We start from the raw sequence: 26,330 nt of genomic DNA on the forward strand, positions 1-26,330 counted from the left end.
TCAGGCCACCGCCAGGGTCGTGCGGCCGGCGCGCACCCGGTCGCCGACCGCGACGACGGGCCGCACCCCCGCCGGCAGCAGGACGTCGACGCGGGAGCCGAAGCGGATCAGCCCGACGCGCTCGCCGACCGCGAGCGCGTCGCCCACGCCGGCGTACGGGACGATCCGCCGGGCCAGCACGCCGGCCAGCTGGGTGAGCACCACGGGACCGTGCGGCGAGTCCAGGTCCCAGTGCACGCGCTCGTTCCCGCGGGCGGCGGGCCGGAACGCGGGCACGTGCCCGCCGTCGACGCGGACCCGCACCCGCACCGTCGCCGCGCACGGGCTGCGGGTCACGTGCACGTCGCGCAGGTCGAGGTAGGTGGAGACGAGCCAGCGCTCGCCGTGGCGCTCGACCAGCGTCACGCGGCCGTCGGCGGCGCAGACGAAGGCGGCGTCGGCGGGACGCCGATCGGGGTCCCGGAAGAACCAGGTGCAGGCGGCGGCGACCAGCACGGCCGGCACGCGGAGGAATGGTCGCCGCGGCAGGAGGACCGCGACCCACACCAGTGCGAGCCACGGCGGGGTGCCACGGGCGAGGCCGGCTGTCACCGTACGACCACCGGGTCGCCGAGGTGGACGACGACGTCGGCGAGGTCGCTGACGCGGTCGTCGTGGGTCGCGACGACGACGAGGCGCCCCGACCGGGCGAGGTCGCGCAGGAGGTCGAGGACGGTGTGCACGTGGTCGCCGTCGAGGTGGGCGGTGGGCTCGTCGGCGAGGAGCAGAGGCGGGTCCTGGACCAGGGCCCGGGCGAACGCGACCCGCTGCTGCTCGCCGCCCGACAGGGTGCCGGGTCGGTGGCCCGCTCGGTGGGACAGCCCGAGGGTGTCGAGCAGCGCCAGCGCACGCGCACGCGCCGCGCGGCGGGAGGTGCCGGTGAGGACCAGCGGCGCCATCACGTTCTCCGCGGCCGTCAGGCTGGGCAGGAGGTTGAAGGCCTGGAACACGAGGCCGACCGTGCGCTGCCGGTACACGAGGCCGGTCGCGGGTGCTCCGCGGAACGTCACGGTGCCGGACGCGGGCGTGAGCAGGCCGGCGAGCACCGAGAGCACGGTCGTCTTGCCGCTGCCGCTGGGCCCGCGCAGCGCGAGCAGCTGGCCGTCGCGGGCCACCAGGTCGACGCGCGGGAACGGCCGGACGACCCCGCCGCCAGACTGGTAAGTCACGCTCACGTTCTCGACGACCAGGTCGGCGCCGGTGCCCACCTCGCCATGATGCCGCCCGAGTGGGTCGTTCGGAAACGTTTCGTCCGCATTTGACCCGATCCTCGCGCGCATGTGCGACCGTGGCCGGATGCTGGAGCGCCTGCCTGCCGCCGTCCGACGGTGGCTGCTCGGGCTCGCCCTGCGCGCGCGACCCGGCGGCTCGAGCGACCCGTCGGCGCTGCTCGCCCAGCTCCCCGAGTCGACCCTCGCGCCCCTGCGTCGCGAGGGCGTCGCCCCGAGCGCGGCCATGGCTGCCCTGCGGGACCGTGAGCCGGTCAGCGCGCTCCGGCTGCCGTTCGGCCTGCGCGGCTGGCTCGTCGCGGGGTACGACGAGGCCCGCGCGGTGCTCGCGGACACCGCGTCGTTCAGCAACGACTACGCGCACGTGGTCGGAGCCGTCGGCGCGGCCCCGGAGCGCGACCCGGGCGGCCTCGGGATGGCCGACGCCCCCGACCACACCCGCTTGCGTCGGCTGCTCATGCCGGAGTTCACCAGCCACCGCCTCGCACGCCTGACCGGTCGCATCGACGCGATCGTCGACGAGCAGCTCGACGCGATGGCCGCCGCGGCCGACGCCGACGGCGTGGTCGACCTGGCCCGCCACCTCGCGTGGCCAGTTCCCACCCGCGTCATCACCGAGCTGCTGGGCGTCGACCCCGCCGAGCACACCGCGCTCGCCGCCCTCAGCGCCGCCCGGTTCGACGCCACGGCCGGCGCCGGCGGGGCGCTCGCGGCGGTGTCGGTCTCCGTCGAGGCGCTGGTCCCGGTGGTCCAGCGCCAGCGTGAGAACCCGGGCGACGGCCTGCTCGGCCGGCTCGTCGTCGACCACGGGGACGAGCTCACCGACCGCGAGCTGGCGGGCCTCACCGACGGGCTGCTCACCGGCGGGCTCGAGACGTCGGCCGCGATGCTCGCGCTCGGGACCGTCGTGCTGCTCCGCTCCCCCGGCGCCCTCGCGGAGGTCGGGGCGTCGCCCGAGCGTTGTGCGGCCACCGTGGACGAGCTCCTGCGCTACCTCACGGTGGTCCAGGTGGCGTTCCCCCGGTTCGCCCGGGCGGACGTGACCGTCGGCGGCCGCCGCATCCGCGCCGGGGACGTCGTGCTCGTCTCCCTGTCGCTGGCCAACCGCGACCCACGGATCGCCGGGCAGTCCTCGCCCGTGGACGACCTGGACCCGCGGCGCGCGATGCCCGCGCACCTGGCGTTCGGCTACGGCGTGCACCGGTGCGTCGGCGCCGAGCTCGCCCGCCTGGAGCTGCGGTCGGCCTACAGCCGCCTCGCGCGGCGTTTCCCCGACCTCACGCTCGCCGTCCCCGAGAGCGAGCTCGAGTACCGGCCGCTCTCGCTGGTCTTCGGGGTCGAGAGCGTGCCGGTGCGGCTCGCGCCCGTCGCTCCCTGACGCCCGTCACGTCAGCCAGACGGCCCGCCACGGCTCCAGCCACAGGTTGTCGTCGTCGCCCGGACGCACGTCCGTGCCGGTCAGCGCGTCGTGGGTCACGCCGAGCTCGCGCAGCCGCCACCCCGGCACCGGTCGCCAGTCGGGGGTCACGTTGTAGGCGGCGAGCAACGGTCCGAGCGGGTGCCGGCGGACCACCGTGAGCACCCCCGGGTCGTCCGGACCGAGCACCTCGCTCGCGACGGAGGCGTGCAGGTGCGGGAGCGACGCCCGGCTCCGCGCGAGGTGCCGCAGCCCCTCGAACACCCGCGCCTCGACCGTGCCGACGTCCMGCCGCCGCGCCGCGACGGCCGGGTCGAGCCGGGGCCGGTGGGCCCACCGGTTGTCGTCGCCGTGCCCGGGCTCGTCGGCCCACCCCGGGTCGTTCGGCAGGGCCAGCTCGTCGCCGGACCAGAGCACGGGCACGCCGCCCCAGCCCAGGACGACGGCGTGCGCCAGCAGCAGCCGGGCGACGGCCGCGTCGACCCACGCGGGGTCGTCGGCCGCGCGCGCCGCCGCCAGCCCGACCAGGCTCGCGGTCGTCCCGCTGATCCGTCGGTCTCCCGTGGCGGCGTTCTCCTGGAACACCAGGCCGCGGGCGTCGGAACCCGGGAACACCCCCGCGTACCAGTCGGACAGGAAGTGGCGGTGCCGGTACCCGTCCAGCCCGACCGCGGCGGCGTCCTCGTCGGCGATCGCCCAGCCGATGTCGTCGTGGCAGCGCACGTACGTCACCCACGCGGTGGTCGACGGGATGGGCGGGAGAGCGCGCAGCGCGTGGCTGGCCAGCGTCGCGTCCTTGGCCGCGAGCATCGACCACACCTGCACCATGAGGCTGTTGTGGTACGCAAGGTCGCTCACCTTGCCGTGGTGCCGGCCCGCGCCCAGGTACTGCACCAGGTCCGCCGGCCCCACGATCGCCTCCGCCTTGAACACCACCGCGGGGCAGGCGATCCGGGCGACCGCGCGCATGGCCTGCGTGATCGCGTGCACCTCGGGCTCGTTCTGGCACGACGTGCCCATCCGCTTCCACAGGAACGCGATCGCGTCGAGCCGGACCACCTCGACGCCCTGGTTGGCCAGGTGCAGCACGACGTCCATGAGCTCGGCGAACACCTGCGGGTTCGACCAGTCCAGGTCCCACTGCCACGAGTGGAACGTGGTCCACACCCAGCCGTCGAGGTCGTCGTCCCAGGTGAAGCTGCCCGGCGCGAAGTCCGGGAACACCTCGGCGAGCGTCCGCTCGTACGCGTCGGGCAGCGTGCGGGTGGGATAGACGTGGAAGTAGTCCCGGTAGCGCTGCTCGCCGGCGCGCGCCCGGCCGGCCCACTCGTGCTCGCGCGCGACGTGGTTGAGCACGAGGTCGAGCACGAGGCTGATGCCCGCCTGCCGCAGCTCGGCGGCCAGCGCGCGCAGGTCGGCCATGCTGCCCAGGTCGGCGCGGACCGTGCGGTAGTCGGCCACCGCGTAGCCGCCGTCGTTGTCGCCCTCGCGCGGCTGCAGCAGCGGCATGAGGTGCAGGTACGTCACGCCGAGCTCGCGCAGGTAGTCGACCGACCCCCGCACGCCGTCGAGGTCGCCGGCGAACCGGTCGGCGTATGCGGCGTACCCGAGCATCCGCGGGTCCTGGAACCAGTCCGGCGCCAGGGTGCGCTGCTGGTCGAGCCGGTGCAGCTCCGGGTCCCGCTCGGCGTAGGCACGCGCCGCGGAGGCGACGAGGCTCGCCGGGAGGGTGGTGGCGCCGGGGTAGACGGTCGCGATGCCGTCGCGCAGGTCGGGCCACCAGCGCTCGAGCCGCAGCTCGAACAGCTCGCGCCGGGCGCCGTCGAGGCCCTCGAGCGCCGGCGCCACGGCCGCTCGGACGTCCGCCGGGATCTCGGTCACGGGACGAATGTGTCACGGGAGGCCCGCGGACCGCTGGTTATCGTGTCCCCATGACGCTGGACAGCACCCTGGACGTGAGCCTCGACGCGATCCTCGAGGACCTCCGGACCCTGGTCGAGGTCGAGTCCCCGTCGGGCGACGTCGTGGCGCTGGCCGCCTCGGCCGCGGCGGTCGCCGACCTCCTCGAGCGCCGCCTGGGCGGCCACGCCGTGCTGCTGGAGAGCGAGGCGGGACCTCACGTCCACTGGTCGGGCGGCGGCGATCCCTGCGTCCTGGTCCTCGGGCACCACGACACCGTGTTCCCGCTCGGCACGCTGGCGCGCCGGCCGTTCGCCGTCGCGGACGGGCGGGTCACCGGGCCCGGCGTGTTCGACATGCTCGGCGGGCTGGTGCAGGCCGTGCACGCCGTCGCCACGCTGGAGGACCGGTCCGGCGTCGAGATCCTGGTGACCTCCGACGAGGAGAACGGCAGCGCCGCGTCGAGGGCGATCCTCGAGGAGCGCGCCCTCGCGTGCGGCGCGGTCCTCGTCCTCGAGGGCGGCGCCGACGGCGGCGACCTCAAGACCGGCCGCAAGGGCACCGGCACGTTCGAGGTGGACATCACGGGCCGGGCCTCGCACGCGGGTCTCGAGCCCGAGGCCGGCATCAACGCCCTGGTCGAGGCCGCGCACCAGGTGCTGCAGATCGCCGCGCTCGGTCGGCCGGAGGTCGGCACGACGGTCACGCCGACCATCGGGCACGCGGGCAACCAGAGCAACGTCGTGCCCGCGGAGGCGACCGTGGTGGTCGACGTCCGGGTGGAGGACGTCGACGAGAAGGCGCGCATCGAGACGGCCTTCGCCACGCTCACACCGCACCTGCCCGGCGCGACGCTGAGCGTGCACGGGTCGATCGGCCGCCCGCCGATGCCCGAGTCGGCCTCGACGGAGCTGTTCGCGCTGGCCGCGGGCCTGCAGCCGGGGATCCGGGGCGTGGCCGTGGGCGGCGGCAGCGACGGCAACTTCACCGCGGCGCTGGGGGTCCCTACCCTAGACGGTCTCGGGGCGGTCGGGGGCGGTGCGCACGCCGACACCGAGCACGTGCTGGTGGACACCGTCGTCGACCGCGTCCGGCTCACGGCGGGGCTGCTCCGCGCACTCACGAGCCGATGACGCACGAGGACTGGATCGCGCACCACCGCCCGGGCGACCGCGAGCGCCTCGGCTGGATCCGCCCGGACGGCGACGGCTTCGTCGCGCTCGACGCCCTGGGCCGCGCCGTGACGGGCACGGTCGACTGGCTGGCCGCGGAGGAGGCGCTCGAGGACCGCGGGCTGCACTGGCTCGCCGACTTGTGGCAGCTCGACCTGCCCGACGGCACCCGCGAGCGCGTGCGCATCGTGGAGGTCACGCCCGACCGGGTCGTCGTCAAGGGCGACGACTTCGGCGCGGTCGACGTGGTGACCCGCAGCTATGTGCTGCCGTTCCCCGCGCCGGCCGCGCTCCGCCCGTTCGAGGGCGACGCCTCGACGTTCGACGGAGCGCTCGGCGCCACCTGACGACAGCCGTCAGCGCGCGTGCGTGGCCATCGCGAGCTCGTCCGCGGGCTCGCTGACGACGACCGCCTCGGTGCCGCTCACGGACCGCAGCGCGAGGCGGCGGCTCGCCGCCAGGTACGCCGGCACCAGCAGGACGACCGCGCCGATCCAGGCCAGCGGGTTGCCCCAGACGACGCCGTCGTAGCCGTACGCGGCGCCGAGCACGGCCGCGGCGCCGACCCGGCACACCAGCTCGACGACCCCCGTCGCCGTGGGCACGACGGTCTGCCCGAGCCCCTGGAGGGCACCGCGCAGCACGAACAGGACGGCGAGCACCGCGTAGAGCACCCCGTTGACCAGCAGGTAGTGCGCGGCCATGTCGACCACGCGCTGCTCCCCCTCGCCGACGAAGAGCCCGATGATCGCGGACCCGCCGGCGACGAGCACGACGCCGAGGACGACCGAGCCCGCGAGCGACATCCCGATCCCCTGCACGACCCCGTGCCGGATCCGGTCGGGACGGCCGCCGCCCAGGTTCTGCGCGACGAACATCGAGACGGCGAGGCCGAGCGACGCCAGCAGCGCGACCGCGAGCCCGTCGACCCGGGTGGCCGTGGTGTAGGCGGCGACGGCCTCGGAGCCCAGCTCGTTGAGCCGCACCTGCACGGCGAGCGTGCCGATCGCGATGGTGGACGCCTGGAACCCCATAGGAAGGCCGAGCTTCAGGTGCCGACCCAGGTCCGCGCGGTCGAGCCGCCAGTCGCCGCGGCGCACGTGCAGCACGGGCACCCGCGCCCGCACGTAGGCGAGGCACAGGATCACCGAGACACCCTGCGAGAAGACCGTGGACAGCGCCGCGCCCGCCACGCCCATACCCAGGCCGGCGACAGCGCCGACCACCAGGACGACGTTGAGGACGCAGCTGAGCGTGAGGAACACGAGCGGCGTCCGCGAGTCACCGATCGCCCGGATGATGGCCGACAGGTAGTTGAAGAACATGACGGTGCTACCGCCCAGGAAGCTGACGACCGCGAAGGTCGTCGCCTCCGGCAGCAGCTCCTCCGGCGTCTTCAGCAGGCGCAGCGCCGGGCCGGCCAGCAGCGGCGCCCCGACGGTGAGCACGGCGCTCGTCGCGGCGGTCAGCAGCGTCCCGGCCACGACCGACCGACGCACCGCGGCGTGGTCGCCCGCGCCGAACGCCTGGGCCGTCGGGATGGCGAAACCGTTCGTCATTCCCCACGCGAACCCGAGCAGGAGGAACAGCAGGCTGCCGGTGGCACCGACGGCGGCGAGCGAGTCGACGCCGAGCACGCGGCCGACGACGACGGCGTCGGCCGCTTGGTAGAGCTGCTGGACGACGTTGCCGACGAGCAGGGGGACGGCGAACAGGAGGATGACCCGCCAGGGGCGACCGGCGGTGAGGACCTTGGGCACAGCGAGACCTTGGGAACCGAAGGGACAGGGTGATACGTCCGCGGTGTCGGTGGTGCCGGTCGCGTCGCGCTTCGATCGTATCGATACGATCCGTGCCGACGAAACGAATTGACGCAGGTCACACGCGGTTTCCGCGCGGGATCAGGATGACTCGGACAAACAGCCGAGCTCCGCTACTCGGTGACCGAGATCGTGTAGGTGCCGTGCGCGCAGCCCGTGATCTGCCACCCGCCGGGCACTGCCTCCGCCGCCGCGTCGTCGACACCCGTCGTGCTCAGGACCGGTTCGGTGTCGCCGGGGACCCAGACGTCGATCGCGCAGTTGACGTCGTCCCCGCCGGACGTGGCGACGACCTCGAGCTCGCGCCCGCTCGTGCTCGACGTGAGCTGCTCGAGCCGGCCGGGGACCGCCCGCGGGTACGCCCGCATCAACGGCTCGGCAAAACCGGCGGGCGGCGGCGTGAGCTCCCCCGTCGCGCAGTCCACCGAGACGAGGTTCCCCGACGACGTCGCGTCCGAGCCGGTCTCGGGGGACCCGCACCCCTGCCGCCACACCCAGAACGCCCCGCCGACGCCGAGCCGATTCTGCGCGGTCACGAAGCGCTGCACCTTGGCACCGTCCACCGTCGGGTCCCCGAACCAGCCCCACTCCCCCAGCCACAGGGCGGCGCCGTAGCTCGCCGCGGCGCGGGCGGACACCGTGAGGTTCCGCTCGATCGAGGCGATCGTCAGGCCGAAGCTCTGGTCCATCGTGATCGACTCGCTGTACGGGTGCGGCGCGAACACGAGCTGGCGGTCGTCGGTGAAGCCCGGCGGCGGCGTCACGTCGAACGCCAGCCCGGACCACAGGACGCTCGGCTCGAAGAACGCGAGGTGGTGGAAGCCGTCCGCCGCCGTCTCGGCGCCCCGGATCGCGGTGAGGGCCGCGGAGTAGTACCGCCCGAGCAGCAGGCCGGAGCTGATCGGCGGGGTGGCGCCGATGCCCGGCTCGTTGAGCAGGTCGTACCCGGCCACGGCGGGCTCGTCGGCGAAGGCGGTCGCCACCTTGGCCCACGTCTGCACCAACGCGGTCTGGATCCCGTCGCGGTCGGTGTAGAAGTTGCCGAACGCCGTCGCGACGGCCGGCGCCAGGTCCCGGGCCAGGAACTGGCAGTGCAGGGTGCCGTCGGTGATCGTCGCCCACGCGGGCGCGCCGTCCCAGCCGGTCGTGGCCGACGTCCCGCCGCCGCACTCCTGCTCGGGCTGGGCCAGGGCATTGCCCCAGGCGTCCTGGTGCAGGTCGAGCACGGTGTAGATGCCGTGGTTCTTGGCGGACGCCACCGCCGCACGGATCTGGTCGAGGTAGCCCTGGTCGAGCTCGCCGCGCGTGGGCTCCAGCCGGGACCACGACAGCCCCAGGCGGACGACGTCGAAGCCCATCGCCGCGATCTCGGCGAAGTCGTCGTCGGTGGGCGGGCGTGTGGCCGGCACCTCAGGGTCCCGCAGGTAGTAGTCGACCAGCTGGTTCATGTTGACGCCCCGCAGCACCACCTGCCGCCCGGTGACGTCCCCGATGACCGGCAGCCCGCCCGGTTCCGGCGCGGGCAGCACGGTCAGGCGCTCCATCCCACCGGTCGCCGCGACGGGGGCGACCTCCGGCGGCCCGGCCGCGGCGGGCGCCTCGATCAGCACGGGGACCGCGAGCAGGAGCACGGCCAGCACGCCGCCGACGACGAGCCGTGACCGCGGGTGCGGCGGCTGCGGCAGGCGGGCGCGCCAGCGCCACGCGACGGCCGTGACGACCGTCGCGAGGAGTCCGACGGCCACGCCGTACCCGATGCCGGTCGCGACGCCGATCAGGGTGGTGGCGATCCACCAGCTGTCCGGTCCGGCGTCGGGCAGGTCCGACGAGAGCGCGGCGACGACGGCGCCGACCACCCCGACGGCCAGGCCCGCCACGATCGCGGCCAGCCACACCGCGGCAACGACGGTGACGACGCGCCCGGTCGCCCGTCGGACAGCGAGGAAGAAGGTGCCGACGAACACCGCGATCCCGGCCAGGGTGCCGAGCACCCCGGCGGCGGGCGTCGGGGCGAGCAGGGTCCCGGCGAAGGCGTAGCCGACCGGACCGCCCCGCCACACCGTGCCGGCGAACCACACGGCCGCGAGCGCCACGACGCCGAGCACGACCGCCAGCGCGATCCCCGTCGCCCGGGGCCCTGGCTCGGGCTCGTCGTCGGCCGCCGTCCGCGGCCCGAACCGGTGCGCGAGGACGGCGGCGAGCGCGACGAGCGGACCGACGACGAGGCCCTTGAGCCCCGCCCAGCCGCTGGTCGTGACTGCGTCCTGCACGGCCGACCCGAACGACAGGTGCGGCCCGACCAGCGGGAGCGCGGCGGCGAGGCCGGTCGCCGCGGCGGCCACGGCGGTCGCGCCGACCGTGGCGACCCAGGTGACGACGAACACGCGCCCGGCACGTCGGTGGCGGGCGATCGCGTAGACCGGCGCGGCCGTGGCGGCGAGCAGGACGGGTAGCCCCACCACCAGCGGTGCCCAGCGGTATGCCCCACCGGAGCCGAGCAGCGGGAGCCCGTGGCCGCCGACCGGAGCGAGCAGGCCGCCCGACGGGTCGAGCGCCGCCAGCGCCGCGACGAGGACGAGGACGGCCGCCGCGGCGGCGACGGCCGCACGGGACGCGGGGCGGCGCAGGGTCGGACGCATCGTTGCTGCCATGGTGATCGCGAAGCGTAACGGCTTCCCGACGGCCCGTCGGGCAGTCCCCCCGGACGGCCCAACGGTCCCGCTCGCCAAGGCCACCTAGAGTCGGCACGTGACCGACGGACGAGCCTCCGAGACTGCGCTGAACCGAGCGCTCTGGGCGGTGATGAACGAGCGCTTCACCGACGCGGCGGCGCTGGACATGTGGGTCCGGCCGGAGGTGGTGTGGGGGCTCTTCGCCGTCCCGGAGCGCGACCTCGGCGTCCTCGGCGACGTGCGCGGGCTCGACGTCGTCGAGCTGGCGAGCGGCACCGCGTACTTCTCGGCCTGGCTGGCCCGGGCCGGCGCGCGCACCGTGGCCCTGGACCTCTCGGGCGAGCAGCTCGTCACCGCCCGCCGGCTCCAGCGCCAGCTCGGCCCGACCTTTCCTCTCGTGCAGGCGGACGCGGAGCGGGTCCCGCTCGCCGACGGGTGCGCCGACCTCGTCGTCAGCGAGCACGGCGCCGCCGCCTGGTGCGACCCCGAGCGCTGGCTGCCCGAGGCCGCCCGCCTCCTGCGGCCGGGCGGCCGGCTGGCCTTCCTCACCAACAGCCACCTGTCCGCGCTCTGCGTCCCGGCCGACGAGGGCGTCGCCCAGGAGCAGCTGCTCCGCGGCCAGCGCGAGGCCTACAAGGTGCAGTGGCCCGGTGGAGGCGTGGAGTTCCACCCCTCCCACGGGGACTGGGTCCGGCTGCTTCGCGCGGCCGGGTTCGTGGTCGACGCCCTGCGCGAGATCTACGCGCCTGCCGACGGCGGGGACCACGCGTTCTACGAGATCGTCTCGGCCGACTGGGCGCGGCAGTGGCCGGCCGAGGAGCTCTGGGTCGCCACCCGCCCCTGACCGGTCAGCGCGTCGCGACGCCCCGCAGCAGGGTGGACAGCGCCGCGTCGTAGTGCGCGTCGCTGCCGTAGTCGGCGAGCTCGGCGGCGACGGTTGCCGTGCGCGGGTAGACGTCGGCGGGGATCGCCGCGAGCCCCGCGGCGAGCGCGTCCTGCGGGACGCGGGAGCGGGCGGACGTGAACGCGCTCCAGCCGTAGTTGAGCGCGAGGACCGCGCTGAACAGTACGACCGCGTCCGTCCCGGTGACTCCACCGCGCCCGACGATCGCGAGGGCCTCCTCGCCGATCCGGGTCGCGTTCTGGCCCGGGCTGGGGTGCGTGAACAGGGCCGGGACCGCCCACGGGTGCGCGACGAGGACCGCGCGGTGCGCCTGGGCGAACGCGCCGAGGTCCGCCACCCAGTCGTCCGTGGTGGCGGGGGCGACGAACCGGCCGAGCACGCGGTCCAGCAGGCCGTCGACCAGCTCGTCCCTCGTCGCGAAGTAGCGGTAGAGCGACATCGGGGAGGCGTCGAGCTCGGCCGCGATGGTGCGGACCGTCATCGCCTCGATGCCACCGGCGGCCGCGCGCTCGGCGGCGTCGAGGATCGCGTCCGCCGTCAGCGAGCCACGCGCGCGGCGGGCACGGGGCGTTGACGTCGTCATGGTGTACAGCGTACGTTATCGCGTGGCGTACTAAGTACGCTTTCCGACGACACGAGAGCGACGCCCATGACCACGGCCCGGTACCTGATCCGGTGGCTGCCCACCTTCCTCGCCTTCCCGCCGGCCGGGCTGCTCGTGGCCGTGGCCCTCGGACCGATCGACTCCCCCGCCCTTGGTGCGCGCTCGGGGGCTATCGCCGGCGCGACCCAGGGCCGCGTGATCCGCGCAGTCCGCCCCTGGGCGCCCGTCGTGGCCGTCTCATGACCACCCTCACCGGCATCCTGCTGATCGTCCTGCCGGTCGCGTTCAACGTGGCGTTCGCGGCGCTGGCCAAGGCGTTCGACTACCCCGACATCCTGCGCCGCCCGACCAGCGAGATCCTCGACCGGTTCCGCGCCGGCGGCTCACGGCTGGTCACGCTCTGGTGGGCGTTCGCGATGACGGCCCTCACCTTCGTCCCCGTGGCCGTGCTCGTCTCCGACGTGGTCGACGGCAACCCCACGGTCCTGCGCCTCGCCGCCGCCGTCGGGGTGCTCGCCGGCCTCGTCCAGCTGCTCGGCCTGCTGCGCTGGCCGTTCCTCGTGCCCTACCTCGCGCGCGAGGACGTCGACGCCTCCCCCGCACGGCGCGAGGCCGTCGACATCGTCTTCCAGGCCTTCCACCGCTACCTCGGCGTCGCGGTGGGCGAGCACCTCGGCTACCTGCTCACCGGCGCGTGGAGCGTGCTCGTCGGAGTCGCCCTCACGCAGGGATCGACCGCGCCGACGTGGCTCGGGGTCCTGGGCATCGCCGTCGGTGCCCTGCTGATGATGTGCTCGCTCGAGTTCGTGGGGCGGTTCGAGCCGGTCGGGTGGCGCCTGGCGGGGACGCTCGTGCCGGTGGTCTACGTGGCGTGGTCCCTGTGGCTCGCCGGCGTGGGCGTCGCGCTGCTGCTGTAGGTCAGCCGGCAGAGGACGTCTCCGTCGGGCTGGCGGAGTCCGTCGGGCTGGGCGCGGGCGTCTCGGGCGGTGTCGACGACGGGGTCGGCGTGTCGGTCGGCGTCGGCGTCGGCGTCTCGGTCGGCGTCGACGTTTCTGTCGGCGTCGGCGTCGCGGTCGGCGTCTCGGTCGGCGACGGCGTCGGTTCCGGGGTGGGCGTCGCGGTCGCGCTCGGGTCTGGCGTCGGCGTGTTCGTCGGTGCCGGCTGCTCGGCCACCGGCGCCGGCGGGACAGCAGGGGTCGAGGCGTTCGGCTGGCCGTTCACCAGGATCGGCGTCGAGGTGCCGTTGCCACGGTCGTCGGTCGTGCCGAACTCCCAGTGCCACGGCTCATGGGGCCCGCGACCGCCCTCGTCCATGTAGGTCGGGTGGTGCCAGCCGAAGAGCGCGGCGTTGGCCTTCAGCCAGGCGTACTGCGCCGAGCGGTAGCTGCCCGCGCCGTCGCCGAGGTCGATCGCCAGGCCCCAGCCGTGGTTGGACGTTCCGGGCACGGCGGCGAGCCCACCCTTGGCCGCCTTGGTCGTCACCTGCTCCGCCAGGCTGCGGTACGAGTCGCTGATCACGATGTCGTGGCCGAACTCCTCGCGGTACGCCGCGTTCATCCGCACGAGCGCCTCGGCGGCGTCGCATCGCAGGTGCTGCTGGGGCGCGAACTCGACCGCGCAGAGCGCCTCGAGCGGGATGTTCCCGTTGGTGAAGCCGTCGGTCGAGTGCGCCTGCTGCTCGGCCTTCGCGATCGCCGCCTTCGTCGTCTCGTCCGCGGACGTCGCCGCCTGCTGAGCGGCGGCCGTGATGCCGGCGGCGGCGTCGCGGGCCTGGGTCGCGGCCGAGGCAGTGGCGACGACGTCGCGCGTGGCTGCCGCCGTGTGCGCGGCGCCCACGGCCGCGTCCAGGGCAGCGACGTTCGGGTCCGCGCCGACCAGCAGCCGGGCCAGCGCCGCGTTCTGCGCCGACTGGTCGGCAAGGTCGAGCGCGACGAGCAGCACGTCCGTCTCGACGCCCTTGACCGCTCGCGCGGCGGTGGAGACGTCGCCGAAGGCCACCTCCTGGCGGGCGTCCAGCACGCGGGTCGGCAGCCGCTCGACCGTGAGCTCCGGCGCGGTCGCCGGCACGGCGGCGAACACCGGCCCCACGATGTCGGAGTCGACCGGCAGCGACGCCGGTCCGGCGGCCACCTCGGGCGCCTCGACCAGCCCCAGCGGCCTGCCGACCAGGGTGACGGTCGCGGTCTCCACGGCTGTCACCCGCTCGTGCAGCCGGTCCAGCGCCGACCGGTGCGCCCCGCGTGACGGCTCCGGCGGGACCTGCTTCTGGCTGACCGCAGGGGGTGCGGCCACCTGCTGGGCGTCGGCCGACCGGGAGGGGAGGAACGGGGTGGCTGCGAGCGCCGCCGTGAGGATCGCCACCGACGACACGACCGCGACGGACTCCCGCCGCCGCCTCCCGGGCTGCGGGCGCGCGCGATGACGGCCGGTGGTCTTCCGTCGTGACACGAGCACTGGTGCCCCTCCGCGGTACTTCCTCGCTCGACCTTCTCACTGGCGGCAGGCGCACGTCGACCGCTGGCGGGGGCGAATGTCGACATGAGGGACGCCGCTCCCGCTCGCTCGTGGGGTGCGACGTCGTCGACTCTGCTCGAGGGGCGCGAACGCGGAGCGAGCGACGCGTGCCCACGGGATGAACACGCGCGGGCCGGGCGCCGGTTCTCGGGCGCCCCCCTTCTCCGGTTGCGACCGGACCCAGACGGCAGTCCAATTCCTGCGAGGGGGCCGTCCCCGAGGAGGAGCTCACCATGGATCAGACCGGCTGGATCATCGTGGCCATCGTGGTTGTCGTGCTGGTGGTCGTCGTGGCCGTCGCGCTCACCCGACGCGGGGGCGCGCGCCGTGCCGACGCCGAACGGGCGAAGGCGCAGCAGATCCGCGAGAAGGCCGCCGCCGACCAGGTCGAGGTGCAGAGGCGCGAGGCCGAGGCCGCGCGACTGGACGCGCAGGCACGCCTGGCACAGGCCGAGGCGGATGCCCGTGCCGCCGACGCGGCAGCCCTCCAGAACGAGGCCCGAGCCCGCAGTGCGGAGGCCACCGGCGCGCGCTCGGAGCTCGACGAGCGGCTGAGCACCGCGGACCGGATCGACCCCGACGTGACCGTCGAGGAGCCGCGCGCGGCCGCCCAAGAGCCGCGGGCGACCGTCGAAGAGCCGCGGGCGACCGTCGAAGAGCCGCGGGCGACCGTCGAGGAGCCGCGGGCGCCGGTCGAGGAGCCGCGCACAGAGCCTCGCCCCTAGCCGCTCATCCTCCGTCCGCTCCTGGCGTGGGCGCGGGACCCGCGCGTCGGTGGACGACTGCCAGCCCGGGTGCGTCACCGCGAGCCGGTCGGCCGCGCGGGCCACGCGACGCCCCGCGGCGCACACCGGCGACCAGATGCCGCCGACGACGCCGGCCAGCGTGATCCGGGCCCGGCCGTCCGTCGACACCATGAGGACGAGGATCGCGGCGGCGAGCGGGACGAAGAGCAGGGGAAGGCGCCGAGCTCGTCGGGGAACCGCATCGCGGCACCGCAGCGGCCGGCCGTCGACCCGTCCGGCCGGCCTGGCTATCGTGCGGCACATGGCCTCGATCATGCTGACGGCGATGCCGTTCTCGGGCCACACCCGGCCGATCCGCGCGGTCGCCGGCGAGCTCGTCCGGCGTGGGCACGACGTGCGCGTCTACACCGGTCGGTCCGCCGCGGGCATGTTCGAGGCCGTCGGCGCGCGGGCCGTCCCGTGGCGGGAGGCCCCCGACTTCGACGAGCGCGATCTGCAGGCCACGTTCCCTCGCCTGCGGGGGAAGAAGGGGTTCCGGCAGGTCCTCGTCAACCTGCAGGACCTGTTCCTGGGCACGGCCGCCGCGCAGGCGGCCGACCTGCGCGCCGAGCACGCGCGCGAGCCGTGGGACCTCCTCGCGGGCGACCCGATGGCGATCGGCACCCGGTTCGCCGCCGAGCAGCTGGGCTCGCCCCGGGCCACGGTCTCCCCCATCGCCGTGTGGCTGCCCGGCAAGGGCATCCCGCCGACGGGCCTGGGCCTCACGCCGGGGCGCGGCGCGCTCGGGCGGACGCGGGACGCGGTGCTCGGCACCGTCTCCCGCGCCGGGACCGCGCGGCTCACCCGCCTCTACCAGCGCACGCGCACCGACGCCGGGCTCGCGCCCGACCGGGAGACGTTCGCGACCATGTGGTACTCGCCGCGGCTCGTCGTCGGCGCGGGCTCCCCCGGCCTCGACTACCCGCGCACGGACCTGCCCGACCACATCCACTTCGTCGGCGACCTGACCGATGACGGCAGCCCGACCACGTCGACGCTGCCGGACTGGTGGGCCGACGTGGCGGGTGCGGCCGTGCCGGTCGTGCACGTGACCCAGGGAACGGCCAACGTCGATCCCCACGACCTGATCCTGCCTGCGCTGGAGGCCCTGGCGGGCGAAGACGTCCTGGTCGTCGTCGGGCTCGGCGAYCGCACCGGCCCCCTGCCCGGCCCGCTGCCGACGAATGCCCGGGTCGCGCCGATGATCCCCTACCCGGACCTGCTCCCCCGGACGTCCGTCGTCCTCACCAACGGCGGCTACGGCGGTGTCCTGCAGGCCCTGCGGCACGACCTGCCGCTCATCGTCGCCGGCGGGGATCTGGACAAGCCCGAGGTCGCCGCGCGCATCGGCTGGCACGACGCGGGCGTCAACCTGCGTACCGGCCGCCCGAAGCCGGCGGCGATCGCCGACGCCTATCGCAGCGTGACCACCGACCCGAGCTACCGGGCCACGGCCGCCCGCCTCGGGGCCGAGCTGCGGTCGCTCGGCGGGACGTCCGCGGCCGCGGACCTGCTGGAGGGGCTCGTCGAGGGTTAGTCGGCGGTCGAGATCAGGTCGAGGTCGCGGACGGCGAACCGGTAGTGCTCCCACTCCTCCTCGAGGATCACGTGCAGGCACGAGCGGACGCTCTCGGGGTACTCGGGAGCGTGCGGGTTCTTCCGCGCCTCGGCCAGCAGCTCCGGGGTGACGGTCGCGAGGAAGTCGCGCACCATCGTGACCCTGCCCGCGCGGGCCTCGAGCACCTCGGCGTACGGCGGCGTGTCCGTCCGGAAGATCGACATCTCGACGCCGTCCTCGCCCGCCGATCCGGCGTCCATCAGCCCCAGGGGATGGAACGGCTGCTCGCGCTCCAGGATCGCCTTGCCCAACCACATGTCCGTGGCGAGCACCAGGTGGCGCAGCGTCTGCGCGAACGACCACTCGCCGTCGACGGACTCGTCGACCGTGCCGGGCGGCATCGCCGACACGCGCTCGAGCGTGCCCGCCCACGTGCTCTCCAGGATCGCCCACGCGGCCCGCAGACCGTCGGGATCGCCCGCGCGCTTGTCGGCGCGGCCGGGGAAGCGCCGGTTGAGCTCGGCCTCGACGAACGGGACCACGTCGACCCCGTTCACGCGGAACGAGCTCTCGCCGTCGAGCAGCCACGGCGCGTCGATGTCCGCTCCGGAGGCGTCAACCCCGCGCATCACGACGTCGGAGAGGTCGCTGGCGACGAAGCGGGCCCCCCGCAGGTTGCGGCCGACGAACAGCTCCGGGGTGTCTGCCATGGCTTCTCCTCGTCGAGCGGCTCGGCGGGCCGGTGCTGCCGTCGGATGCGAGCGTCCAGTCTTGCGGCGGTGGTTCGGCCGTGTCCATCCTCGCCCCGCGTCAGGTGCGCGCTCCGAGAGCTCAGGCGGGGAAGTACCGCCACTGCCCCTCCGTGACGACCTCGACGGCGCCGTCGACCACCATGATCGCCGTTTGGTCGTCCATCGCGTACGCCGGACCTGCGATGCGCGCCGCCCATCGTTCCGCCGCGGCCATGGAGTTGCCCGGCATGCCGTCGGTGGCCAGGTGCGGACAGATCGAGAAGTCCACGACGCCCAACGTGCCGTCGTCGCCGGTCGGCGGTCTCCACCCGACGAAGTCCTCACCGATCCTGGGGGTCATCACCATGCTCCCGGCGCTCAGCCCCACCCAGACCGTGTCGCGCAGCGACGGGAGCAGGTCGGCCAGCCCGGACTCCCGCATCCAGTGGTGCAGATAGAGGGCGTCGCCACCCGCCACCAGCAGCACGTCCGTCTCGCGGAGCAGCGGCACCCAGCGCTCTTCGTCGATGCTGGGCAGCGCGGTGAGCTCCAGCACCCCGACGGACTTCCAGCCCAGGTCGACCATGGGGTTCGTGGAGTTCCCGCTGATGAACTCCCAGGCCTTGACGCCCGGGCCGACCCAGGGGTGGCCGTACTGCGCGGTGGGGATGCACAACGCGGTCGAGTCGGCGATCGGCTTGCCCAGGAGATCGACAAGCGCCTCGCGGATGCTCCGGTTCGTGACGCCCGCGGACGTGAGGAGCAGCTTCACGATGCCTCCAGAGATGGATCGGTGTGGCGTCCAGGCCTACCCCAGCGTGTTCGGTGAACGCGGGCAACCCGGAGCGCGCGCCGGATCAACGCCGCACACGGCCCAGCCAGCGAGGAACCCGCCGCCGGTAGTCGTCGTACGGCGCTCCGAACTGCTCGTGCAGGAATCGCTCCTCGGGCAGGATCGCGCCCCACAGGACGAGCAGCGCAGCGGCCGGGAAGAGCACCAGTCCCCAGAACGTCGGTGCCAGCAGAGCCAAGCCGAGGTAGAGCGCCAGCAGGCCCACGTACAACGGGTTGCGGGAGAGCCGGAACGGCCCCTCCTCGATCATCACGCGCGTCGCCTGCCCCGGCAGCAGACCGGTCGCGTGCCGGCCGAACAGCCACAACGACCAGCCGTTCCACCCGACGAACCCGACCACTAGCGCCCCACCGAGCGGGATCCGCCACGCGCCGAGGTCGACCGGGTCGCCCCAGGCCTGCGTGGATAGCCAGCCGATCAGCAGCGGCGCGCCGATCGCGACCGGCGGCCAGAGCCGGAACGCGACCGCTCCGTCGGTACCGCGCACCACGCGTCAGCCCACGCCCTCCGCGGCGAGCGCATCGGTGAGCAGCCCGACCAGGGTGTCGAGCTGGACGTCCGTCGACGACGAGACGTCCTCGTCCAACGCACCGTCCAACGCCCGGGCAGCCAGCGCCGACTTGCTGTCGATCAGCTCGGCGATCTTGGCGTCGATGGTCTGCGCGGCGATGATCCGCCACGCGGTGACGGGTTCGTCCTGGCCGATCCGGTGGATCCGGTCGATGGCCTGGGTCTGCTCGGCATCGGTCCAGGACAGCTCCGCCAGCACCAGGTTGGACGCGACCTGCAGGTTCAGCCCCACGCCGGCGGCCAGCAGGGAGCACACGGCGATCTGCACCTCGGGGTCGTCGACGAACGAGGCGATGTTCTTGTTGCGCGTCCTCGTCGTCTGGTCGCCACGGATCGAGGCGAAGCGGATGCCGCGGTCGGCGAAGGTCTGCTCGGCCTGGTCCATCACGTCGACGTGCTTCGCGAAGAACACGACCTTGCCGACGTTGCGGGCGAGCTGCGCGGCGTAGTCGGCCGCCAGCCCGGCCTTGGCCTGCCCGATCCGACGGACCATCGTGAAGACGTTCTCGCCACCGGCCTTCGAGCTCGAGTCCTTGAGCTCCGCCGCCGCGACCCGGCGCACGAGCTCGGGGTCGATCCCGTCCTCGTCGGCACCGCGCATCTCCACCGCGGCCCGGTAGCGCCCGACCATCCGGCCGGCGAGCGCGGCCTCGGCGGCGCGGATCGAGCGGCCGACCGCGCCGTCGAGCTCGACCGGCAGGTCCGCCACCCGGCGGGCGGGGATGTCGGCGACCACGTCGATCTTGCGGCGACGCACGATGCCCATGTCGATCACGCTCGCCCGCGCGGCGGCGTAGAACCCGGGTTCGGCCGGGGTGAGCCCGGTCTCCTCGAGGGCGGCCATCAGCGGTCCGAGCGGCTTCTCGTCGTCGATCCAGCCGAGGAACTGCCAGATCGCCCGGAAGTCCTCGATGTCGTTGATCAGCGGGGTGCCGGTGAGCGCCATCAGCAGCGGTCGGGCCGTGCGCTCTCGGATCCGCCGGGAGAGCGTCAGGACGTGCTGGGAGCGCTGCGAGGTCTTGTTCTTGATGAAGTGCGCCTCGTCGACGACCATGCCGCGGAAGCCGAGGTCGCCGAGCCAGCCGACGTGCCGGTCGAGCAGCTCGTAGTTCACGATCACGACGTCCGCGAAGCCGTCCATCCGGTCGCCGTCGCCGTGGACCACCGTGGGTCGGCGGAACGGCGTCCACAGCCCGACCTCGTGCGCCCAGTTCGTCTTCACCACGTTGGGCACCACGACCAGCAGGGGGTAGGCGTCGGCCGCCTGGGCGGCGAGCAGGGCCTGGGCGGTCTTGCCGAGGCCTGGCTCGTCGGCGAGCAGGAACGTGCGATGGCCGTTTGCCGTCGCAGCGACGACCTGGGCCTGGTGCGGCATGAGCTCGCGGCCGGCGGGCGTGGGCACCCGCCGGGGCTCGGGCAGCGCCATGCAGGCGGGCGCGCCCGTCGCGGCCCGCTCGAACGACGAGAAGAGCGGCTCGAGCAGCTCCCAGCCGGCCAGGCGTCGGGCCTTCGTCGCGGTCCGCTCGGCCGCAGCCTCGTAGTCCGGGGCCAGGAACGGGTTGGCCAGCTGGCGCGAGATCACGGACCGGGGAACCACCCGCGGCGCGGCGGTGGTCGCGGGCGCCGTCGGCGCGGCGGGCGCGGGCTCCTCCGGCGGCTCCAGCCCGCCGGCGCGCATGAGCGTGGCCTTGTAGGCGCGCGCCGCGTCGGAGACCCGGGCATCGTCGGCGAGCAGCTCGAGCAGCGAGGTGTCCCGGGCAGCGGTCCTGGCCAGCTGCGTCGCCACCCCGTCGAGCCGCTTGAGCTGCTCGCCGCGTCGCGACGCGGTCAGGCCGGCGTCGTCCTTGACGCGAGCCCGCTCCTCGCGCACGAGCAGCGCCACGACCTGGAACTTCGTGCGGACCGCCGGGCGCGTCGGCGGTCGCTGCACCGCTCGGTCGACATCGCGGGCGACCTCGGCAAGCACCGGGATGATCCCCTGCTCGGACGGGCGCGGGGCGCGGCTGCGCTGGGCGCCGGGATCGGTGCGCGCGCGACCGGACCCGCGTTGGCCGCCTCGTGCCACATCTCCTCCTTCGTCGCTCCGCGCCGCGACCGCGGCGCAGTGCGCCGGGCGCGCACCCGAAACTCGTCAGGCTCAGGTCACCGGACCCGGGCCCCTTGACATGCGGGCAGGGCCGCCCGACCGGGGTGCCTGCCTGATGGCCGCGACGTTCTCGGTCTGCGCCGCCCGCACCCCGTGCTCACGCTGATGGTGACACGCCGCCGGGGGTCTCGTTGAATCACCGGGGACTCATCGAGGCCGGCGTGTTTGCCGACGAACCAGGAGCCTACCGCCGGGCGCCTCGACCCGTGCGAGCGGAGCCACCGAGTCGGTCAGTCGCGTGGGGGAGAACGCCGCCCTCGCGCGCTACGTCGTCCCCATGAGTGCGCGCACTGCCCGCTCGACGGCTGGCCTCATGTCGAGCGCGGGGTCGACGGTGAGCCGGTGCAGCACGAGTCCGTCGCCGAGCGCCATCAGCGCGCGGGCGGCGGGAACGGGGTCGGGGATGCCCACCGCGGTCACCAGCTGCTCGGTCCAGCGCTCGAACTCGTGCCGCTGCCGCCTCAGCGGCGCCCCGAGCTCGGGGTCCGAGGCGAGCTCGAGGAAGAGCGCGTAGCGCGCCCTCGTGCGCGCCGCGAAGGGGCCGGTCTCCAGCTCGGCCATCGCGCACATACCCTCGATCAGCCCGTCCACGTCGGTTGCGCCGTTGTGGCCCGAGGGATCGAAGTCGGCACGCTCACGCTCGGCCATCCAGTCGACGATGCCGGCGAGCAGCGCCCGGCGGGTGCGGAACCAGTTCGACGTCGAGCCGGCCGGCAGCCCCGCCCGCGCGTCGATGCGCGCGTGGCTCAGCGCCCGTACCCCCTCGGCGCCGAGCAGCTCGACGGCGGCGTCGAGCGCGCGCTCCTTCGTCGTCGGCATGGACACCTCTCCCACGCAGTCTTACTATGAACGTAGTGCAACTATGAACATAGTATTTGCACTGCGACAGAGGAGTCGCCATGAACACGCCCCAAGTCCGCGAGGTCGCTGCCGACTCGTCCACCTGGTACCCGGCGATGCCCGAGGCGTCCGGCGTCGAGCACCTCGTCGTCGAGACGCCTGGAGTGCGCAGCCATGTCGTGACCATCGGCGAGGGTGACCCGGTCGTGCTGCTGCACGGGTTCCCGGCGCACTGGTGGCAGTGGCGCGAGATCGCCCCCGTCATCGCCCGCACCGGCCACCGCGTCATCTGCCCCGACCTGCGGGGCGCCGGATGGACCACGGCCGACGACCCCCGCATCGAGCGCGAGACTCACCATCACGACCTGCTCGCGCTGCTCGACGCGCTCGGCATCGAGCGGGCACACCTCGTCGCGCACGACCTGGGCGCGATCAGCGCGAACCAGCTCGCGTACGCGCATCCCGAACGGGTGCGGTCACTGGTGCAGCTCTCGGTGCCGCCCATATTCATGCCGTTCAGCCTCAAGCTCATCGGCGGGTTCCGCCACATGCCGGCCCTGATCTGGCACCGTCCCGGCCGTTCGCTCGCGGGCTTGTTCGACCCCAGCCACATCGCCCACCCGCTGCCGACCGAGACGATTGACGCCTACCTCGCACCGATGGCCCGCCCCGAGATCGACGGCGCCGTCCGGCGGCTGTTCCGCGGCCTCGTCATTCCGGTGTCCCTGCAGCTCGCGCGCGGCACCTTCGCCAAGCAGCGACTCCAGCCGCCGACCCTCGCCGTCTTCGGGCGGCTCGACCACCCCTGGGACGAGCCCGTGATCCGCCGCCTCTGCGGGGATCTCACGCGCTACGCCGACCGCTACGAGCTCGCGTTCGTCGACGACGCCGCACACTTCGTGACCGACGACGCCCCGAGCGAGGTCACCGCGCTCGCGCTCGCCTGGATTGCACGGGCGGGCTAGGTGTCCTCCGTCGTCGCATTGATGACAGACGGGTGATCGCGCGGGCCACGACGGCGGAGCGGTGGTGTGAGGCTGGTCGTCGGCGCACCGAGGCGGAGCGGGAGGAGCCGCCGACGAAAGCACCGCGCCCCATTGCGAGAACGTTATCGACATCGTTATCGTGCTCGGATCGGTTACCGATGGCTGGGAAAGAGCCCTCGGAACCCGCTCGGAAGGAACAACGATGTCCCATCCACCAACCATGAGGCGTGTCGCCGCCGTCGCGGCGTCGGCACTCACCGCCCTCGCACTCTCCGCCCCCTTCGCGCAGGCCGCCGCCCCGGAGGCGACCCTGCGCTCCGAGGCGCCGCGCGATCTCCATATCGGCAGCGCCGTGTGGGGTCAGCGCGACCTCCTCGACTACGACCGCAAGAACCCCACCGAGTTCCAGCGCATCCTCGCTGCCGAGTTCAGCTCGCTGACGCCCGAGAACGACATGAAGTGGGCCGAGGTCCACCCGGAGCCCGGCGTCTACGACTTCTCGGGTGCGGACGCCGTCGTGGCCTTCGCGCAGGCCAACCACCAAGAGGTCCGCGGGCACACGTTGCTCTGGCACAGCCAGAACCCGCAGTGGGTGATCGACGCCAGCGCCAACTGGACCTGCGAGGAGGCGCGCGCCGTTCTCGAGGACCACGTCCGCACCGTCGTCGGCCGCTACGCCGGCGAGATCTACGAGTGGGACGTGGCCAACGAGATCTTCCAGGACGACTGGGACGCCGGCGGTGTGCGCCTGCGCACCGAGGCCAACCCGTTCCTCAAGGCGTGCGCCGCGGACCCCGTCGCCCTCATCGGTGACGTCTTCCGGTGGGCGCACGAGGCAGACCCCGAGGCTGTCCTCTTCCTCAACGACTACAACGCCGAGGGCATCAACAACAAGACCAACGCCTACTACGCCCTGGCGCAGGAGCTGCTCGCCGACGGCGTGCCTCTGCAGGGCTTCGGCGCTCAGGGCCACCTGAGCCTCATGTACGGCTTCGACGAGTCGATCCAGGCGAACTTCGAGAGGTTCGCCGCGCTCGGGCTGAAGGTGGCCGTCACCGAGGCCGACGTCCGCATGCCGCTCGGCGAGGACGGGGAGCCGGACGCCGCACAGATCGCGCTCCAGGCGGAGCGGTACGACAAGATGCTCCAGGCGTGCCTCAACGTTCCCGCCTGCGAGAGCTTCACGGTCTGGGGCTTCGACGACGGGCGTTCCTGGGTCCCGGGCGTCTTCCCCGAGGGCTACGCGACGATCATGACCGAGGACTTCGTGAAGAAGCCGGCGTACTACGCGCTTCTCGAGAGCCTCACCGACGCCACGCCCGGCAAGTCGCCGCGCACGGCACCGGGCCTGAACAAGTAAGACCGCTCGGTGGAGGCGCCGGTGGCGCGTGGGCCCGGAGGCTCACGCGCCATCGGCGTTCATGGCTCCCTGACCAGCAGTCCGGTGGCACCGCGACGAGCGCGCGGCATTCCCCGGCCCCATCGCGTCCTCGGACTCGACATCACCGCAACCGATCGAGAACGCCGTCAGACGATTCCGGGGAGACCCGACCGAGCGCCACTGACGCTCAGATCTGCTCATCGGACTCCGGCCGCGGTGCCGTCAGTGGCCCTTGAGAATCGCCCAGGCGAGGAGGGTGTCGATGCGACGGACGTCCGCGCCCTTGGTGAGCTTCACCTTGATGTGGCCGACCTTGGTCCAGAGCTCGATCTCTGCATCGCGGTCGAGCATCCCGCCTGCGTTCTCCGAGGACCACATCTCGATCGAGCTGTAGGGGAGCGAGTGGATCTCGACCTTCTTCCCCGTGAGGCCCTGCGCGTCCCTGACAATGAGCCGCTTCGTCGTGAAAGTCGCCGAGTCACGGAATGTCTTGAAGGACGCCACCGCTGTCTCTCCCTCCACGAGCAGCTGCTGCACGTCGTCAGGTACCGGGATCTCCTTCTGCAAGGTCCACGAAAGAATTGCGCCGGTCTCCACCACGGGGCCTCCTCTGCACGTCGCGCCCCGGTCGGGCGCGATCGCGCACCACGGTACTGAGAAGGAGAGGCCGGCTCTGCGTCGAATGCCCGGCTGACGTGGAACGACGCACGTGCGCCCTTGCGGCGCCCGGCAGTGCCCATGCCTTGACCGAGCCGGGCTATCGCCGGGTTCGGCTGACAAGCCGTGCCAGCAGCACGTGACTCAGGCGAGTAGACGCGCCGGAGTCGCCAGGAAAGCCGTTGACCGGCTGACGGATGCGGACGAGGGTCGGGCTCATGTACTCGGCCATGGGCTTCTCCGGCGACGTGGACGACGTTGCCCAGGGAAGATCCGGATTCGGCCCGCTCAACGACGAGGCCGCCTCCGCTGTTGGCGTCGTCGGACGATCCACTGACGTGGCGATCCTCCTGGTCGGCCTTGCTCGCTACACCACCGGGCTCCAGATCGAGCTGGCAACCCGGTGTCGTATCGATCCCGACCTCGGCGATCGCATGCACTCGACAGTCGACGCAGGACTGCTCGCCGGAGTGGAGTTCCCCGATGGACACGCCGCCGCCGGAGGCGGGCGCTACAGCCGGAACAACGGGCCCACAGCAGACCAGAGGGTGCTCACCCACTGGGGCGGTGGTGCTGGCTGCGAGTGGTCGAGCACTCTGTGGTTGGCCCCAGCGCCGCGGCCCGGAGACCCGGTGCTCGTCGTGGCCGACCCGGCCTCGACGTGGACGGGTCGAGTCTCACCGTGGATGCCGAAGCGCTTCGAGCTGCGGTCGAGACGCTGCAGGTCTTGTGGCCGCGCGAGCCTGATCAGGCGTATCCGGCCATTTAGCCGCCGCCGCTCGACGTACCGCCCGGGGGCTGGTGCGCACGGATACTTCCGGCGGTAAGGACCGACGAGACTGGCTGACCCTGCGACGGAGCCGGGGTCTGGGATGTCCGCCGCTGCACAGGGGGCGAGCGCTCGTCGGCGCTCGTCGGCGGTCTCGACGTGGAAGTACCCGACGACGGTCAGCCCCTAGTTGGTACTGATGGTCGCCGACGAGCCATCCGACGTCCCCGACCGACGGCTTTACGCCCGGGTCGCGGGTCCTACGACGAGCAGCGGCGAATGCTCTGACCTGCAACGACACACTGTGCGCCTGGGCAGATTCGAACTGCCGTCACCCGCTTTAGGAGTTCGATCCGCGGCACCTCGCAAGCCGCTGAAATGCGGAAATACATGCGAGTAATTCCCGCTTCGCACGAGTTCCGTCCCGGCTGCTGACCACACGCTGACCACGCTCGTGGCGTCTAGCTGATCTGATCGGGCACGCCGAAAACCACCTCGCCCTGCGGCCGAGCCCCGGAGAGCGCCGCCGCCTACACGCCGGGTCCCGTCGCCGGTCGCGCCCGGATAGCCGACCTGAACAGCGCCGATATCGGCGCCACCGCAGCTACGAGACCGCTGTGTCGGTTTTCGTCGGCTAAGTAAACCCACACCGAAAACCGGTGTTACAGCACAAGTCCAGGCGCAGCCACCTACGGCCATGGCGCACAATCAAGCATCAACGGTGACCTCAAGTACAGCCGCTTCAGACGCTGCCGACGGATTCAAATCGAGACCGCGCCAATAT

General features: G+C 73.4%; 23 protein-coding genes and 1 tRNA gene. 10 read left to right on the top strand and 14 right to left on the bottom strand.

Annotation, left to right across the window (positions count from 1 at the left end; translation table 11 throughout):
* Complete coding sequence (locus tag ACXJKA_RS16740) at nucleotides 1–591, bottom strand: phosphatidylserine decarboxylase (RefSeq protein ID WP_456826348.1); 591 nt, start codon at nucleotides 589–591, stop codon at nucleotides 1–3.
* Nucleotides 588–1,247: an ABC transporter ATP-binding protein gene (locus ACXJKA_RS16745; RefSeq protein WP_456826349.1), complete on the bottom strand. Its 660-nt coding sequence runs from the start codon at nucleotides 1,245–1,247 to the stop codon at nucleotides 588–590. The genes ACXJKA_RS16740 and ACXJKA_RS16745 overlap by 4 nt, the downstream gene beginning before the upstream one ends.
* A gap of 88 nt (nucleotides 1,248–1,335) precedes the next feature.
* Here ACXJKA_RS16745 and ACXJKA_RS16750 point away from each other — a divergent pair, with 88 nt between their 5' ends.
* On the top strand, nucleotides 1,336–2,646 hold the full coding sequence (locus ACXJKA_RS16750) for a cytochrome P450 (RefSeq protein WP_456826350.1): 1,311 nt from the start codon (nucleotides 1,336–1,338) through the stop codon (nucleotides 2,644–2,646).
* 6 nt (nucleotides 2,647–2,652) lie between these two features.
* Here ACXJKA_RS16750 and ACXJKA_RS16755 read toward each other — a convergent pair whose 3' ends face one another.
* The gene (locus tag ACXJKA_RS16755) at nucleotides 2,653–4,566 is read right to left on the bottom strand and encodes an alpha-amylase family protein (protein ID WP_456826351.1); all 1,914 of its coding nucleotides are present in this window, start codon (nucleotides 4,564–4,566) and stop codon (nucleotides 2,653–2,655) included.
* A 50-nt stretch (nucleotides 4,567–4,616) separates the two neighbouring features.
* On the opposite strand from ACXJKA_RS16755, the gene ACXJKA_RS16760 reads away from it, so the two are divergent.
* Together ACXJKA_RS16760 and ACXJKA_RS16765 are read left to right on the top strand one after the other, a co-directional pair.
* On the top strand, nucleotides 4,617–5,717 hold the full coding sequence (locus ACXJKA_RS16760) for a M20/M25/M40 family metallo-hydrolase (RefSeq protein WP_456826352.1): 1,101 nt from the start codon (nucleotides 4,617–4,619) through the stop codon (nucleotides 5,715–5,717).
* The gene (locus ACXJKA_RS16765; RefSeq protein ID WP_456826353.1) at nucleotides 5,714–6,103 is read left to right on the top strand and encodes a hypothetical protein; all 390 of its coding nucleotides are present in this window, start codon (nucleotides 5,714–5,716) and stop codon (nucleotides 6,101–6,103) included. Before ACXJKA_RS16760 ends, ACXJKA_RS16765 begins: the two co-directional genes overlap by 4 nt.
* Nucleotides 6,104–6,112: 9 nt before the next feature.
* On the opposite strand, the gene ACXJKA_RS16770 is transcribed toward ACXJKA_RS16765, so the two are convergent.
* Together ACXJKA_RS16770 and ACXJKA_RS16775 are read right to left on the bottom strand one after the other, a co-directional pair.
* Nucleotides 6,113–7,516 (bottom strand): MATE family efflux transporter, encoded by a 1,404-nt coding sequence (locus ACXJKA_RS16770; protein ID WP_456826354.1) that lies wholly within the window; start codon nucleotides 7,514–7,516, stop codon nucleotides 6,113–6,115.
* A gap of 173 nt (nucleotides 7,517–7,689) precedes the next feature.
* Nucleotides 7,690–10,227 (bottom strand): glycoside hydrolase family 5 protein, encoded by a 2,538-nt coding sequence (locus tag ACXJKA_RS16775; RefSeq protein WP_456826355.1) that lies wholly within the window; start codon nucleotides 10,225–10,227, stop codon nucleotides 7,690–7,692.
* Between the two features lie 97 nt (nucleotides 10,228–10,324).
* On the opposite strand from ACXJKA_RS16775, the gene ACXJKA_RS16780 reads away from it, so the two are divergent.
* Entirely contained in the window at nucleotides 10,325–11,092 is a 768-nt protein-coding gene (locus ACXJKA_RS16780; protein ID WP_456826356.1) for a class I SAM-dependent methyltransferase, read from the top strand.
* 4 nt (nucleotides 11,093–11,096) lie between these two features.
* Here ACXJKA_RS16780 and ACXJKA_RS16785 read toward each other — a convergent pair whose 3' ends face one another.
* Nucleotides 11,097–11,735 (bottom strand): TetR/AcrR family transcriptional regulator, encoded by a 639-nt coding sequence (locus ACXJKA_RS16785; RefSeq protein ID WP_456826357.1) that lies wholly within the window; start codon nucleotides 11,733–11,735, stop codon nucleotides 11,097–11,099.
* 66 nt (nucleotides 11,736–11,801) lie between these two features.
* Between ACXJKA_RS16785 and ACXJKA_RS16790 the strand changes: the two genes are divergently transcribed.
* Together ACXJKA_RS16790 and ACXJKA_RS16795 are read left to right on the top strand one after the other, a co-directional pair.
* Nucleotides 11,802–11,999, top strand: a complete 198-nt coding sequence (locus tag ACXJKA_RS16790; RefSeq protein ID WP_456826358.1) for a hypothetical protein — start codon at nucleotides 11,802–11,804, stop codon at nucleotides 11,997–11,999.
* Nucleotides 11,996–12,673, top strand: coding sequence for a DUF4386 domain-containing protein (locus tag ACXJKA_RS16795; RefSeq protein WP_456826359.1), 678 nt, complete (start codon nucleotides 11,996–11,998; stop codon nucleotides 12,671–12,673). The genes ACXJKA_RS16790 and ACXJKA_RS16795 overlap by 4 nt, the downstream gene beginning before the upstream one ends.
* A 1-nt stretch (nucleotide 12,674) precedes the next feature.
* On the opposite strand, the gene ACXJKA_RS16800 is transcribed toward ACXJKA_RS16795, so the two are convergent.
* A complete protein-coding gene (locus ACXJKA_RS16800) occupies nucleotides 12,675–14,117 on the bottom strand; it encodes a D-alanyl-D-alanine carboxypeptidase family protein (protein ID WP_456826360.1) in 1,443 nt (480 codons plus the stop codon).
* 386 nt (nucleotides 14,118–14,503) lie between these two features.
* On the opposite strand from ACXJKA_RS16800, the gene ACXJKA_RS16805 reads away from it, so the two are divergent.
* Together ACXJKA_RS16805 and ACXJKA_RS16810 are read left to right on the top strand one after the other, a co-directional pair.
* On the top strand, nucleotides 14,504–14,995 hold the full coding sequence (locus tag ACXJKA_RS16805) for a hypothetical protein (protein ID WP_456826361.1): 492 nt from the start codon (nucleotides 14,504–14,506) through the stop codon (nucleotides 14,993–14,995).
* A 322-nt stretch (nucleotides 14,996–15,317) separates the two neighbouring features.
* A complete protein-coding gene (locus ACXJKA_RS16810) occupies nucleotides 15,318–16,592 on the top strand; it encodes a glycosyltransferase (RefSeq protein WP_456826362.1) in 1,275 nt (424 codons plus the stop codon).
* Here ACXJKA_RS16810 and ACXJKA_RS16815 read toward each other — a convergent pair.
* From ACXJKA_RS16815 to ACXJKA_RS16835, 5 genes are all read right to left on the bottom strand, one after another.
* Nucleotides 16,589–17,323: a DinB family protein gene (locus ACXJKA_RS16815; protein WP_456826363.1), complete on the bottom strand. Its 735-nt coding sequence runs from the start codon at nucleotides 17,321–17,323 to the stop codon at nucleotides 16,589–16,591. The two genes, ACXJKA_RS16810 and ACXJKA_RS16815, sit on opposite strands and share 4 nt — an antisense overlap.
* Before the next feature lie 121 nt (nucleotides 17,324–17,444).
* Nucleotides 17,445–18,116 carry a Type 1 glutamine amidotransferase-like domain-containing protein gene (locus tag ACXJKA_RS16820; protein WP_456826364.1) on the bottom strand — a complete coding sequence of 224 codons (672 nt, stop codon included), beginning with the start codon at nucleotides 18,114–18,116 and terminating at the stop codon, nucleotides 17,445–17,447.
* Between the two features lie 85 nt (nucleotides 18,117–18,201).
* Nucleotides 18,202–18,687 (bottom strand): methyltransferase family protein, encoded by a 486-nt coding sequence (locus ACXJKA_RS16825; protein ID WP_456826365.1) that lies wholly within the window; start codon nucleotides 18,685–18,687, stop codon nucleotides 18,202–18,204.
* Nucleotides 18,688–18,690: 3 nt separating this feature from the next.
* Complete coding sequence (locus ACXJKA_RS16830) at nucleotides 18,691–20,832, bottom strand: DEAD/DEAH box helicase (protein WP_456826366.1); 2,142 nt, start codon at nucleotides 20,830–20,832, stop codon at nucleotides 18,691–18,693.
* A 345-nt stretch (nucleotides 20,833–21,177) separates the two neighbouring features.
* Nucleotides 21,178–21,747 (bottom strand): TetR/AcrR family transcriptional regulator, encoded by a 570-nt coding sequence (locus ACXJKA_RS16835; protein ID WP_456826367.1) that lies wholly within the window; start codon nucleotides 21,745–21,747, stop codon nucleotides 21,178–21,180.
* Between the two features lie 65 nt (nucleotides 21,748–21,812).
* On the opposite strand from ACXJKA_RS16835, the gene ACXJKA_RS16840 reads away from it, so the two are divergent.
* Entirely contained in the window at nucleotides 21,813–22,718 is a 906-nt protein-coding gene (locus tag ACXJKA_RS16840; protein WP_456826368.1) for an alpha/beta fold hydrolase, read from the top strand.
* Between the two features lie 241 nt (nucleotides 22,719–22,959).
* Nucleotides 22,960–24,099, top strand: a complete 1,140-nt coding sequence (locus ACXJKA_RS16845) for an endo-1,4-beta-xylanase (protein WP_456826369.1) — start codon at nucleotides 22,960–22,962, stop codon at nucleotides 24,097–24,099.
* 243 nt (nucleotides 24,100–24,342) lie between these two features.
* Here ACXJKA_RS16845 and ACXJKA_RS16850 read toward each other — a convergent pair whose 3' ends face one another.
* Together ACXJKA_RS16850 and ACXJKA_RS16855 are read right to left on the bottom strand one after the other, a co-directional pair.
* Complete coding sequence (locus ACXJKA_RS16850) at nucleotides 24,343–24,717, bottom strand: PH domain-containing protein (protein WP_456826370.1); 375 nt, start codon at nucleotides 24,715–24,717, stop codon at nucleotides 24,343–24,345.
* Between the two features lie 1,134 nt (nucleotides 24,718–25,851).
* Nucleotides 25,852–25,958: transfer RNA gene (locus ACXJKA_RS16855), tRNA-Ser, on the bottom strand.
* Nucleotides 25,959–26,330: the final 372 nt, after the last annotated feature.

Source organism: Cellulomonas sp. P5_E12 (assembly GCF_054049315.1).

What these genes read in the sequence shown, in the direction of transcription:
- ACXJKA_RS16845 (WP_456826369.1), top strand. Translation starts at nt 22,960, where the DNA reads ATGAGGCGTGTCGCCGCCGTCGCGGCGTCGGCACTCACCGCCCTCGCA.
- ACXJKA_RS16765 (WP_456826353.1), top strand. Translation starts at nt 5,714, where the DNA reads ATGACGCACGAGGACTGGATCGCGCACCACCGCCCGGGCGACCGCGAG.
- ACXJKA_RS16750 (WP_456826350.1), top strand. Translation starts at nt 1,336, where the DNA reads ATGCTGGAGCGCCTGCCTGCCGCCGTCCGACGGTGGCTGCTCGGGCTC.
- ACXJKA_RS16760 (WP_456826352.1), top strand. Translation starts at nt 4,617, where the DNA reads ATGACGCTGGACAGCACCCTGGACGTGAGCCTCGACGCGATCCTCGAG.
- ACXJKA_RS16805 (WP_456826361.1), top strand. Translation starts at nt 14,504, where the DNA reads ATGGATCAGACCGGCTGGATCATCGTGGCCATCGTGGTTGTCGTGCTG.
- ACXJKA_RS16795 (WP_456826359.1), top strand. Translation starts at nt 11,996, where the DNA reads ATGACCACCCTCACCGGCATCCTGCTGATCGTCCTGCCGGTCGCGTTC.
- ACXJKA_RS16790 (WP_456826358.1), top strand. Translation starts at nt 11,802, where the DNA reads ATGACCACGGCCCGGTACCTGATCCGGTGGCTGCCCACCTTCCTCGCC.
- ACXJKA_RS16785 (WP_456826357.1), bottom strand. Translation starts at nt 11,735, where the DNA reads ATGACGACGTCAACGCCCCGTGCCCGCCGCGCGCGTGGCTCGCTGACG.
- ACXJKA_RS16815 (WP_456826363.1), bottom strand. Translation starts at nt 17,323, where the DNA reads ATGGCAGACACCCCGGAGCTGTTCGTCGGCCGCAACCTGCGGGGGGCC.
- ACXJKA_RS16775 (WP_456826355.1), bottom strand. Translation starts at nt 10,227, where the DNA reads ATGGCAGCAACGATGCGTCCGACCCTGCGCCGCCCCGCGTCCCGTGCG.
- ACXJKA_RS16840 (WP_456826368.1), top strand. Translation starts at nt 21,813, where the DNA reads ATGAACACGCCCCAAGTCCGCGAGGTCGCTGCCGACTCGTCCACCTGG.